The sequence below is a fragment of the Micromonospora citrea genome (assembly GCF_900090315.1).
Taxonomy (GTDB): Bacteria; Actinomycetota; Actinomycetes; order Mycobacteriales; family Micromonosporaceae; genus Micromonospora; species Micromonospora citrea.
In genome coordinates, this window is record NZ_FMHZ01000002.1 from 105947 (window position 1) to 118457 (window position 12511).

8 protein-coding genes are annotated in these 12511 nt (G+C 72.1%); 4 read left to right on the plus strand and 4 right to left on the minus strand.

Annotation, left to right across the window (positions count from 1 at the left end):
* Positions 1 to 48: 48 nt before the first annotated feature.
* The 3 genes from GA0070606_RS00840 to GA0070606_RS32295 form a co-directional block, all read right to left on the minus strand.
* Complete coding sequence (locus GA0070606_RS00840) at positions 49 to 2238, minus strand: peptidase domain-containing ABC transporter (protein ID WP_091094586.1); 2190 nt, start codon at positions 2236 to 2238, stop codon at positions 49 to 51.
* Entirely contained in the window at positions 2235 to 5582 is a 3348-nt protein-coding gene (locus GA0070606_RS00845) for a type 2 lanthipeptide synthetase LanM family protein (protein ID WP_141721485.1), read from the minus strand. Before GA0070606_RS00845 ends, GA0070606_RS00840 begins: the two co-directional genes overlap by 4 nt.
* Before the next feature lie 112 nt (positions 5583 to 5694).
* On the minus strand, positions 5695 to 5871 hold the full coding sequence (locus GA0070606_RS32295; protein ID WP_176737180.1) for a hypothetical protein: 177 nt from the start codon (positions 5869 to 5871) through the stop codon (positions 5695 to 5697).
* 334 nt (positions 5872 to 6205) lie between these two features.
* Here GA0070606_RS32295 and GA0070606_RS00850 point away from each other — a divergent pair, with 334 nt between their 5' ends.
* The 3 genes from GA0070606_RS00850 (at position 6206) to GA0070606_RS00860 (ending at position 10224) form a co-directional block, all read left to right on the plus strand.
* Positions 6206 to 6454, plus strand: a complete 249-nt coding sequence (locus GA0070606_RS00850) for a mersacidin/lichenicidin family type 2 lantibiotic (protein ID WP_091094588.1) — start codon at positions 6206 to 6208, stop codon at positions 6452 to 6454.
* Positions 6424 to 6702, plus strand: coding sequence for a mersacidin/lichenicidin family type 2 lantibiotic (locus GA0070606_RS00855; RefSeq protein ID WP_141721487.1), 279 nt, complete (start codon positions 6424 to 6426; stop codon positions 6700 to 6702). Before GA0070606_RS00850 ends, GA0070606_RS00855 begins: the two co-directional genes overlap by 31 nt.
* 153 nt (positions 6703 to 6855) lie before the next feature.
* Positions 6856 to 10224: a type 2 lanthipeptide synthetase LanM family protein gene (locus GA0070606_RS00860; protein ID WP_091094590.1), complete on the plus strand. Its 3369-nt coding sequence runs from the start codon at positions 6856 to 6858 to the stop codon at positions 10222 to 10224.
* A gap of 78 nt (positions 10225 to 10302) precedes the next feature.
* On the opposite strand, the gene GA0070606_RS32305 is transcribed toward GA0070606_RS00860, so the two are convergent.
* On the minus strand, positions 10303 to 11109 hold the full coding sequence (locus GA0070606_RS32305) for an AfsR/SARP family transcriptional regulator (RefSeq protein ID WP_218105918.1): 807 nt from the start codon (positions 11107 to 11109) through the stop codon (positions 10303 to 10305).
* Between the two features lie 322 nt (positions 11110 to 11431).
* Here GA0070606_RS32305 and GA0070606_RS32310 point away from each other — a divergent pair, with 322 nt between their 5' ends.
* Positions 11432 to 12397 (plus strand): RICIN domain-containing protein, encoded by a 966-nt coding sequence (locus GA0070606_RS32310; RefSeq protein WP_176737183.1) that lies wholly within the window; start codon positions 11432 to 11434, stop codon positions 12395 to 12397.
* The last annotated feature ends 114 nt before the right edge of the window (positions 12398 to 12511 follow it).

Genomic DNA, 12511 nt, shown 5'->3' on the forward strand with positions numbered 1-12511 from the left:
CCGTTGCCGGTCCGGCCCCGGCCGGCGGTCCTGGCCTGTCGGACCACGTCAGTGACGTCCCTGCCGCAACAGCTGCCCCCCGGTTGCCGCACGCTCCGTCAACCCACCTGTCTGCCGCCGCGCCAGTTCGGCGTACCGGCCGCCCAACGCCATCAGCTCCTCGTGGTCGCCACGCTCGACGATCTCGCCGTGGTGCAGCACGACGATCTGGTCGGCGTCGCTGACCGTGCTGATCCGGTGTGCGATCACGATCCGCGTGCAGCCGAGCGCCGACAGTTCAGCGGCGATCGCCGCCTCGGTCAGGGTGTCGAGGTGGCTGGTCGCCTCGTCGAGCAGGAGCACGTTCGTCCTGGCCAGCAGCGCCCGGGCGATCGCCAGTCGCTGTCGCTGGCCCCCGGAGAGCGCGCCCCCGCCCTCACCGACGCCGGTACTCAGGCCCATCGGCATGCGCTCCAGGTCCGGCAGGAACTGCACCTTGCGCAACGCCTCGCGCAGTTCGTCGTCGCTGACGTCGAGCCGGCCGAGCGTCAGGTTGTCGCGGATGGAACCGCCGAAGATGTACGGGAACTGGGTGACGACGCCGAAGCGGCGGCGTAGCGGCTCCAGGTCGTAGTCGTCGAGCGGGCGCCCGTCCACCAGGACGCTCCCCGCGCTCGGCCGCAGGAGGCCGGTGAGCAGCCGTACCAGGGTGGTCTTGCCGGAGCCGGTGGATCCGACGACGGCCAGCTTCGACCCGGCCGCGACCCGCAGGTCGATGTTCTTGAGCACGAGCGGTGTGCCGAGGTCGTACCGGAAGTCGACGCCACGCAGCTCGATCTCGCCGCGCAGCTCGGTCGGCTGGTGGGCCTGCGGGCGGGCCGGCTCCGGTTCCTCGTTCAGCACGTCGTAGATGCGTTCCAGGTGAGACCCGATCGTCTGGAGGTACCGCAACGCGCCCATCACCTGCCCGACGGGAGCCAGCAGCAGACCGGCGACGACGTTCAGGCCGAGCATCGTGCCGAGCGACATCCGGCCGGCGACCACCTGGACGACGCCGAACAGGAGGAGCACCAGCGGCGCGGCGACCTGGAACATCCCCATCGCCGACTCGTTGACCAGGTCCAGCCGCCGGCGCTCGAATCCCACCCGCACCGACACGGTGAACCGGTCAGCCCACCGTCGCAACGCCCAGTTCGACAGCCCGGAACTTTTCAGGAACTCCGCCCCGGCCAGCGCGTCGATCGCGCTGCTCTGCGCCTTCGCGTCGGCGGCCAGCTCGCGCTGGGCACGCTCGTGGACCAGTCGGATGGTGCTCAGCACGATGCCGAACTGGGCGACCGCCAGGACCGCGACCACCGCGGCGTACGCCGGGCTCAGCGCCACCAGAAGGGCGGTGTAGACGAGGACGAAGACGGTGTCCAGCAGGAGCGTGGCCAACTGCGAGGTGAGCATGTCCCGCACGGCCATGTTGCTGCTCAACCGGCCCATCAGGTCGCCCGCGCCCCGGGTTTGGAAGTACGCGTACGGCAGTCGCATCAGGTGGCTCATGAAGCGCTCGCCCAACGTGCCGTCGAGCCGACGTTGCAGCACCAGCAGCGCCAGCCCTCGGCAGAGGGTGGCGAGGGTGTGTGTCGCGATGTACGCGCCCACGCCGACGGCGAAGAGGGACAGGGTGTCCGCCCGCTGCCCGACGAGGACGTCCACCCCGTACTTCGTCGCCCAGGCGGAGGCGAGCCCGAGCACCTGCACCACGGCCGAGAGCGCCACGGCCAGCACCATGAGCAGCGGCGCCAGCCGGACCAGGTCACGGAGGAACCGCAGGGCGAGGTGGTCGCGGATCGAGCGGCGCCGACGGCGCAGCGACTCCTCCGGCGTGAACTCCAGCACGGTGCCGGAGAACTCCGCGAAGAACTCCTCGTGTGTCAGCCGCCGCCGGCCGTGTCCGGGATCCACCATCCGGATCCGGCGTGGCCCGACCTTCTCCAGCACCGTGAAGTGGTCCTCGCCCCAGTGTGCGATGGCGGGCAGGCGGACGCTGGCCAGCCCGGCCTGGTTGACCCGCAGTCCCCGTGCGGCCAGCCCGTACTCGCGGGCCACCTCGAGGATGCGGCGGGCGCTGGTGCCGTCGCGTCCCACCCCGAAGTGGGCGCGCAGCTCCCGGACCTCGGTGGCGCGCCCCAGACCGCCGAGCACCATCGCCAGGCAGCTCGGCCCGCACTCGGTGCTGCTCATCTGCACGATCACCGGTACGCGGGTCATGCTTCCTCCCCGGTGGCGACCGGGCCGGACGGTTGGCGGGCGCCGGGCGCCGCGCCGTCCGGCGGGGCCAGTAGGAGGACGTTGGGCGTGCGGTCAGGCCGAGCTGCCCGCAGCAGCCCGTAGCCGATGCCGGCGGCGCCCATCAGCAGTCCCGGCACGTGCAATCCGTGCGGTACGCCGCAGAGCTCCTCGCCGGCGAGCACCGTCTCGGCGACCGCGCGCGTCGCCCTGCGGGCCATCGCTACAAGGGCTCCGTCGCCGGTGGCCAGACCGGCGGTGAGCAGGGCTTCCGCCAGGCCGAGGTCGCCGTGGCACAGGCAGTCGTTGCCGGTGCCGGTGAGCAGTTCGCCCGAGGTGAGGGTCCGCCGCACCGCGGCGACCGCCGCGTCGAGGTCGGCGCGCACCTCGGGAACGCGCACGGTGCCGAGCATGGCCGCGCGGGCCAGCGCGACGCCGGCGGCGCCGTGACACCACGCGTTCATGAACGTGCCCGGCGGGGTGGCGTCCCGGTGGTCGGGCCAGTTGCCCGCGGCGGCGTCGTAGCGGAGGTGCTCGTAGCGCACGGCACGCTCGGCCGCGTCGAGGTAACGCTGCTCGCCCGTCACCCGGGCGATCTCGGCCAGCGCGTAGGCGATGCCGGATGCTCCGTGCGAGAAGCCGAGCAGCGGCGATCGCGCGGGGATCACGGACCGCCACGCCAGCCCCGGGTCCTGGGCCGTGGCGGTGGCTAGCAACCGGTCGCCCGCCGCGCGCAGCGCCTCCGCCGTCCACTCGTGCGGATCGACCGCGTGCAGGGCGCGCAGGGCGAGCGCCGCCCCGGCGGTGCCCGCGACCACGTCGAGGTGGTGGTCGTCGCTGAACCGCCGGACCAGTTCCGGTACGAGTCGACGTGCCTGGGTCAGCAGCGGTCGCGCCCGCCACAGCGCCCCGAGCTGGGTCAGCGCGTGGACGTAGCCGCCCAGTTCACTGAAGCCCCCGATGCCGAGCCGGTTCCGGTCGGTCTCCGGCCAGTCGAGCAGGGCGTCGACGTGTTCGCTGAGCATCGCCGTTATCGCCTCGGCGGCGGACCGGAACCTCGCCAGGCCGGTCCGCTCCCCGAGCTGGCCGAGGAACACCGCGATCCCGGACAGCCCGCTGTAGCTCTCGAACGCCGTGGGTACGACGCTCCAGTGCCGGTCGGTGACGAGCGCGAGGGTCAGCCACACCGGCCGCTCCGGGTCGCCGAGCGCGGTCTCGAGGAGGCGGTCGCCGACGCGGACGGCGGCGCGTTCGGCGAGCGCCTGGTCGATCTCCTCGGCCGGCGCGGCGCGGACCCGGGGCGCGTCGCCTCCCTGGCCGTCGCCGAGTTGCAGCGCGGCCAGCGAGGCCGACACGGCCCAGCTCTGTTGGCGCAGGTCGGCGTCGGACAGTCCGGCTATCCGGTCCCGGACGAGGTCCAGTCCGCGGTGGGGGAAGAAGTCGCGTACGACGAGGTCGCGGTCGTCGTACAGGTCCCGGGAGTCGGGTCGGGTCCGGAAGAACGGGATGTCGCGCCGGGCGAGCTGCCGAATCTCGCTGGTGGCGACGGCCCGGTCGGCGACCAGGTCGGGATGGCGGGTCGCGAGGACCTCGAACAGGCACTCCCTGTCCAGGGCGTCGCCCAGCACCACCGGGTGCCAGGATTCGCCGAGGATGCGGCCGTACACCATGGTGGGCAGCACGATGAACCGGATCTCGTCCGCAGCGAACGCGGCGACCGGCCCGTCGGGTGCGGCCAGCTCGTCACGATGCGCGAGCAACAGCCGGTAACAGGCTTCGAAACCGGAGACCAGGTCTGCCTTGTATCGTGCGGGTTCCACCACGGTGCCGGCGACCGTGGGCAGGTTGTGCCCGCCCGGCATCTCCATCCGGGCCCGGGTCCGCCGCATCCGGTCGGTGCCGGTGTCCTGCCACCGCGGCACCTTCATCGGGCTCAGCTCCCCTCGCCCGCCGGCCATCCCGGACAGCTCGGTGGCCACCACCTCGTCACCGTCCTGCTGGATCAGCCGCTGCGGCAGCAGGCCGATCGACAGCACGGACTCCTCGATGCGGTGCATCGCCTCGGCGGGCAGCACCAGCGGCCGGGTGCCGGTGGTCGGCCGGGCCTGTTGGAAGATCGCCTCCAGATCGACGATCACCGGGTGCTCGCCGGCGGCTATGACGTTCTCCAGGTGGATGTCCGAGGCGCGCAGCAGGTACAGCAGGCTCAGGTAGGCCCCCTGCCGCCAGTAGAAGCGGCGCAGTTCCTCCTCGTCGGCGCAGCTCTGCGGGTGGACGAACTCGACCCAGCCGTACCCGGCCCGCTCCACGATGGTCAGCCGCCGCAGTGGGCAGGCCGTCCCCTTGTCGTTGAGCCAGTCGACCAGGGCGTAGAAGTGCGACTCCACAGCGAGTGAGCGCGGCTTGTAGACCACCTTGCCGCCGTCGACGAACGTGAGGATCGCGACGCTGCGCCCGCCGCGGTGCGTGTCGCCGGCGCCGGTCCGCACCTCCACCAGGTCGTCGAGCGAGGTGGCGGTCAGGCCGAACTCCGCACGCAGCGCCGGCAGGTCGGCCAGCACGCGCCGGGTCAGCTCGCTCCGTACCGTCAGCCACGTCTCCATGTCGTCGACGAGCTCCCGGGTGAGCGTCGGATACTCGGCGAGGATCCGCAGGGCGTACGCCGGCTCGCGAAGCTGCCGGACGAAGTCACCGAACCGTGCTGACGGGGTGTCACCGGACAACGTTCCGGCGGTGCGTGCGCGCTGCAGGTGGACCGCGAGCACCGGACTGATCATCGCCAGGTGGACCTCGTGGTTCGGCCGCAGCAACGGATGGTGTGGCGGAATCTCGCCCTGGTGGCCGTGGTCGCCGGCGAGGCGGCTCACCTCCTCGTGCAGTCGCTGCTGGTACCAGTGCGACAGCGGGTGGACCAGCGTGAGCAGGTCGGCGGTCGGTCCCAGATCTGCCGTCGGACCGGCGTCGAACGGGGGCATCTCGGCTGAGTCGGTCGACCACGCCCGCGCCACGCTGGTCAGCCACGACGGTGGCTGCGGCACCCGGTCGCGCAGGCTGGCGGCGGACTCGCCGAGGAGCAGCCCCAACTCATCCTCGCTGAGGCCGGACTCGTGCCACCGGGCGAGGTTCGGCTCCAGCCCGCCGGTGGCGGCCCGGACGGTCCGCCAGGCGTCGAGCCGACGCGCGCCGCGGGTACGGGCCGCCTCGGTGTCGGGCACCGGCGCGCGCCGTCGTTCCTGCAGGGGCAGGGCAGCCCACCAGGCTGGTCGGTCGAACACGTCGCTGCCGAGGTCGGCGCGATCGCTCGTTGCGATGTTGCGTGGGGCCATCACGTCTCTCCGTTGCGGCTTGTCACGGTGGAACGGGTGCCGGGTGGGCGGTGGCGGCGGACGTCTCCGCCCACCCGGTGACGCGACCGGAATGCCGATCGCCATCGCGGGATCAGCAGCAGCCGACGCTGAAGATGCCGCAGGTGCCACAGATGCTGTGCTTGAAGGTGGAGATCGTGACCGTGATGGTGAAGCACACCGCGCTGCTACCACCGTTGATCTCCTGATCGAGGTCGGTCAGGTCGAGCTGACCGATCGGGTCCTCCACGAGTTCCGGTCGTTCCGTCATTTTTGTCACCTCCCCCCGTCAGATCGCGAACCGTCGCTGTTCTGGCCGAGCGGGCCGAGCGTCTCAGACGTCGGTTGTTTCCCGGTCGACGCTCGGTTCACTGCTGATTCGGCCGCGGTAGAGCCGCCCGACACCGGTATTGACCGGCGCGCCGGCGGTGTCCAGTGTGGTTTCCGCCGCCACCCTGGCGGCGCCGGTTCCTGGCCGAGCCGAGTTTCCGATTCCGTCGCCTGTTCTGTCCGCGGGCTCATCGCCGCCCGCCGCGGTTGCCGTATTCGTCATCCGGGATGAAGCGGCAGGCGGGGCGACATTTCTTTCATCGATCGGAGAAATCATGGAAACTGCCGCGAGGGCGTGGAAGGACCCGGTGTTCCGGGCCGCGCTCGACGACGCCGAACTCGCCCTGCTGCCGGCCCACCCGGTCGGCGCGGTCGAGCTGGACGAGATGGTCACGGACGGAACGCGGGGCGCCGGCACCGAGTCCACCGCGACGATGGGCTGCTGCAACGGGGAGCCCTACACCTTCCGCACCTGCCTCACCTGCTACCCGCTGTGGACCTGCCGCACGTGCTGGGGGTGCTGATGAACGACAAGACCCTGCGCGCGTGGAAGGATCCCGCCTTCCGCACCACACTCGACGACACCGACATCGCCCTGTTGCCCGAGAGTCCGGTGGGCGCCGTCGGTGGCCTCGACGCGGATTTCGCGGACATCTTCGGCGGGGACCGCGCATTCACCTTCCACACGTGCTTCACCTGCCAGTGGGGCAGTCTCGGCTGCACCAACACCTGCTGGATCATGACGGCCGGTTGCACATCGGGAAGCTGCTGACGGCGGGCGGCAACCCGCATTCCGGTACCGACGATTGAGCATTTTCCACGCAGGCCGGGGTGGACATCGTCGCGACGGTGTCCACCCCGGGCCGGAGCGCCGGGCCAGGACAGCCACGGCCCGCGCCGGACGCGCAGACATGAGGGCGGAGAAATGTTCGACGAAATTCTTCAGACACCAAACTGGTGGCGTGGCCTGACCCGGTCAGAACGGGCCGGGGGCACGCCGGCCATCACGGAGGAGCAACACGACTACGGTCGCCGCCGGCGGGACGCCTGGCGCGGCGGCCACATCCTGCGCGGCACCGACATCTCGCTCAACCGGTGGGAACGACTCGGGTTGCCCGAGGACGAGATCGTCAAGCTGCTGGCCGAGCCGGCCGAGTCGCTCGCCGCCAGGATCCCCGACCGGCCGGCCTGGCTGGACGTGATCGCCACCGCCTGGCGGCGGTTCGGGTCGGTGCGCCTCGACGACCTCGCCGGGGGCGGCCCGGCTACCGGTTGCGATCACGACGACCACGACCACCGGCACGACCAGTCCGGAAACGTGGTGTTCCTGAACCTGATCGCGCCGTTGCTGGCATGGGGCCGGGAGGAACTGGGCAACCGGGTGGCCCTGCTGGCGGCCCGGCACGGCCACGACGACCGTCTGCCCGCCGACCACACGCTGCTGCTACCCCCGCTCGACCGCCTCCTCCACATGATCATCTCCGTCATGATCCTGGAGGTGAACGTCGCACGGGTGGAGGGCCGGCTGCCCGGGGCGACGCCGGCCGAGCGGATGTCGTCGTTCATCGCGCAGATCCGTACGCCCCAGACGGCACTCGGGATCCTGGCCGAGTACCCGGTGCTCGCCCGGGAGCTGGTCACCTGCCTACGTACCACGGTCGACGTCCGGGCCCAGTTCGCCGAGCGTCTCCTCACCGACCTGCCCGAGCTGCGGCGCGCCTTCGGTGGGGCGTGGCACGGACTGGCCGATCTCGCCGAGGTCAGCTTCGGCGCCGGGGACACCCACCGCGGCGGGCAGACGGTCGCGATCCTCACCTTCACCGACGGCCGCAAACTGGTGTACAAGCCGCGCAGCCTCAGCGTCGAGGTCCACTTCAACCAGGTCCTCGACTGGCTCAACGCCAACGGCCTCCGTCACCCGCTCCGGCCGCTGCTCGTGGTGGACCGGGGCGGGTACGGCTGGGTGGAGCACGTCGCCGTCGCCTCGTGCGAGAACGAGGAGCAGGTGGACCGCTTCTTCTGGCGGCAGGGTGCCTACCTGGCGCTCTTCCACGCGCTCTGCGGCTCCGACATGCACCTGGAGAACGTCATCGCGGCCGGGGAGCACCCCGTCCCCGTCGACCTGGAGGCGATCTTCCAGGTCCTGCCCCGGGTCACCGGCAGCCAGACGGCGCCGCTCACCTTCGGCGAGGCGCCGCGCGTGGTGCGGGATTCGGTGCTCCGGGTCGGTCTGTTGCCCGAACGCATCATCACCGCCGACGACGAGGGCATCTACGACGCCGAGGTGAGCGGCCTCGCCGGCTCCGGCGGCCAACTCTCCCCCGCCCGCCTGCCCACCTTCGTCGCGGGCGGCACCGACGAGATGCGGGTCGTGCGGGACCGGCGGGAGATGCCGGAGACGCACAACCGCGTGCGGCTGGACGACCGGCCGGTGAACGCGCTGGCCCACACCGACACCCTCGCCGCCGGCTTCACCGACTGCTACCGCCTCATCGCGGCCCGCCGCGACGATCTGCTCGCCCCCGGCGGACCGATCGCCCGGTTCCGCCACGACGAGGTGCGGTTCATCCCCCGCCCCACCATGACGTACGGCAGGGTCCAGTCGGAGTCCTGGCACCCCGACCTGCTGCGGGACTCGCTGGACCGGGAGATCTTCCACGAGGTGCTCTCGACCGCGTTCGTCGACGTGCCGGACCGGGACGTGCTGTTCGGCAGCGAGTACCGGCAGCTGGCCGACCAGGACATCCCGTCCTTCCACACCACCCCGGGATCGACGGACCTCTACGACGGGCACGGCGTGGTGGCGCACGACTTCCTGGAGACGAGCGGGCTGGACGCCGTACGGACGCGGATCGGCGCCATGTCCGAGGACGACCTGCGGCGGCAGCTCTGGTGCATCCGCGCCTCCATGTCCGGCCTGACGGTGGGGACGCCCCGCGCCGGGAAGGTCGAGTCCCGGCCGCTCCCCGAGTCGCCGCTCGACACCGACCTGGCGGTCCGGGCCGGCCGGTCGATCGGCGACCTGCTGCTCGACGCCGCCCTGACCGCCGACGGCGAAGCGCCGTCGTGGCTCTCGGTGAACTTCATCGGCGACCGGTTCTGGAAGGTGGGCCACGCCGGCATCGACCTGTACAGCGGAATCGCCGGTGTGGCCCTGTTCCTCGGCCACCTCGGCGCGGCCACCGGCGACGCCCGGTTCCGCCGGCCCGCCGAACAGCTCGCCGACCAACTCGCCGGGGTGACCCGACAGCTCGCCGCCAGCGCGGACCGGGGCGCCGGGCTGCCGATCGGCGGGTTCAGCGAGCTGGGCGGCCTCGTCTACGTCCTGGGCCAGCTCGCCGAGGTGTTGCGGGCGCCCGCGCTCGTCGACGCGGCCCGGCAGGCCGCGACGCTTTGTCAGGAGCGGTTCGCCGAGGACAAGGTGCTGGACGTGATCAGCGGCACCGCCGGGGCAGCGCTCGCGATCCTCGCCCTGCACGACGCCCATCCCGACGAGCAGACCCTCGACGCCCTCAAGGCGGCCGGTAGGACGATCGCCGACCGCGCGGTCGACGTGCCCGGCGGGACGGGATGGCAGGTCGAGTACGAGAACGCCCCGGCGCTGCTCGGGTTCTCCCACGGCGCCAGCGGCATCGGGTACGCGCTGGCCCGGATCGCCCAGCTCACCGGCGACGACCAGCTCGCCGAGGTGTGCGGGCGGGCGTTGCGCTTCGAGCGGCACCACCTGTCGCCGGAACAGCGGAACTGGCCCGACCTGCGGGTGATCAGTGGCCCGGGCGCCTTCATGAACGCCTGGTGCCACGGCGCCGCCGGGATCGGCCTGGCACGCGCCGCGATGCTGCGGCTGCCCGTGCTCTCTCCCTGGCACGACCTGATCCGGGAGGACCTGCACATCGCGGCCGGCAAGGTCCGTGACGACCTGGTCGTCGACGGGCGGTACACGGGCATCGGCAACGACTCGATCTGCCACGGGGATCTCGGACTGGTCGAGACCCTGCTGGCGGCCAGCTCGGCACTCGACGAGCCGGACGACGCGGCCCTGGGTCTCCGGTGCGCGCGGGCGATCGCCGAGCAGGTCCTCGCCGGCACGCCCCGGGCCGGGGTCCCGGAGCAGGTCAGCACGCCCGGCCTGCTGATGGGGCTCGCCGGCATCGGCTACGGCCTGCTCCGCGTAGCGACGCCGCACCGGGTCGCGAACGTCCTGCTGCTGGACGCCCCGGGGCGCGGCGGCGATCCGGAGCGGCCGGCCGAGCGGGGGCGCGGCGCAGGGCGCCAGGAGGTAGTGGCCGCCTGAGCGCCGCGCCCCCGTCAGGCCGGGGGCGGTCCGGGTATCGAAGGGGGCACCCGGATCGCCCCGTCCTGACCTGCCGGTTCAGAACTCGGTGGGCACGGCGAGTGGGCGTAGCAACGACAGGTCCACGTCCTCCCCGAGCAGGATCGTCCGTTCCAGCCGCTGGATCTCGGCCCCGGGGTCGATGCCCAGCTCCTCCCTCAGCAGGCGGCGCAGGTACCGGGCAACGCTCAGGGCATCGGCCCGCCGGCCGGTCTCGTAGAGCGCGGTCATGAGCAGCTCCCGCAGCCGTTCCCGCAGCGGATGCGCGACGACCAGGGACTCCAGCTCCGGAATCAGGATGTCGTGCCGGCCGCAGGCCAGACCCGCGCGCAGCCACAACTCGGTCGCGGTGAGCCGTCGCTCGTGCATCCGGATCCGCTCGGCGACGATCGCGGGGGCGTTCCCGACGTCCGCCATGGCAGCCCCCCGCCACAACGCCATCGCCTGGCCGAGGCGCTCCATCGCCTCCGCCGGGGCCGCCGCCGCGAGCGCCCGTCGGCCCTCCGCGCAGAACCTGTCGAACTGGTCGGCGTCCAGTTCCCCCGGGGACACCCGCAACTCGTACCCGGCGGGCCGCGTCCGCAGGACTTCACCGGCGGGGTCGCCCAGGCTCCGGCGGAGTCGGTGGACGTACTGTTGTACGAGCTTGCGCTGGCTGCCCGGCGCCTCCTCCGGCCACAGCTGCCGCACCAACTCGTCGCAGGGCACGACGTGGTTCGACCGGACCAGCAGGACCGCGAGCAGCGTGCGCCACTTGCGCTGTCGAAAGTCCTGCCAGGTGCCGTCGGCCGACTTCGTTTGTACGGGACCGAGTATCCGGTATCGGATCGGTTCGGGCAGGGCCACGCTTCCGCCTCCCACATCCAGTGCGACGTCCGTCTCGTTCACCGGGTCACCGCTCCCGGTCCGGCCGGTACGGGCGCACGAGCGGCGCCCGTACCGGCCGGACCGGGAGCGGCCCGCCGGGTCCTCCGCCGCCGCGCGCTCCTGCCGCGACGGCGAGGTTTCTTCAGCCTCGGAGGGACCGGTGTGTCCGGCAAGGACAGTCGCCTGTCCCGGACACGGCGACGTGTCCGGGCTGGTCAGCGCGGTACCGCAGACCTGTCCGGACAACCCATCACCCGAACGCGGCCCCCACCGTTCGAGTCGAGGCGATAGCCTGTCGGCCATGTCGGCCGGAGCTGCGGGGGACGAACGACCGGATGAGGCTGCGACCGTCGCTGAGCTCGTCTCGCTCATGGCACGGCTCAAACAGCGGTCCGGATGCACGTATCGGCAGCTCGAACAACGGGCCATCGCGGGCGGCGAATCGCTGCCGCGCAGCACCATCGCCGACGTCCTGCGCCGTCCGGCGCTCCCGCGCGCCGAGGTCCTCGCCGCGTTCGTCCGCGCCTGCGGAGGCGACCAGGCGGAAGTGGACATCTGGCTGCGGGCACGGGACCGACTCGGTGCCGCGACCGAGCCCGCGGCACCGTCCCCGGACGCGCCTGATCCGGGTGACGCCCCACGCGTCCGGCGGAGGTGGCCACGGCTGCGCCCTGCCTTCGCCCTGCTGGCCGCCGCCGGCCTGGTGGTCCTGCTCGCGGTGTGGGCGGCGGACCAGCCTGACCGACCAGAACGTGAGCCGGATCCGGTCGTCTTCTCCGGCGGCCTGGATCTGCCGGCAGCGGGGGCGCAGGCGCAGATCCGTCCGGTCGGCTCGCCCACGTTGTGCCTCACCGAAGGGCAGGAGCACACCGGCCGGCACCAGAGCGCGGTCGCGACCTTGCAGCCTTGCGACAAACCCGACCTTCCCCGTATCCGCCTCGAACCCGTGCGCGACAACCTCGTCCACATCCAGTGGGATCATCCGCAGTTCGGCATCGGCTGCCTCACTGTCCTGAAGTCACCACCTGTCCAGGACATGCTCGAACCCTGGTCGGACTGCAGCGCCAGCAGGAAGGAACAACTGTTCGCCGCCGAGAAGGTCGACGCGCCGGTCCCGGGCGGTTACCGGTTGCGGCCGGCGGCCAGCGGGTTGTGCGTCGGCATCCGGGACGACGCCCAGACGACCATCGGCGCGGAGGCGATGCAGGAACCGTGCACCGGCGAGGCCGACCAGGAGTTCGTCATCGAGCTGACCCCGGGTTCCTGACCAGGGCGGGGCGTGGCACGTCCAGCGCATCTCGGCCCGTCTCCGACACGGTCCCGCCCCGCGCGGCCGTGGCACGCCGACAGGCCCTCGGCCGGACTGATCCGATCCGGTCTG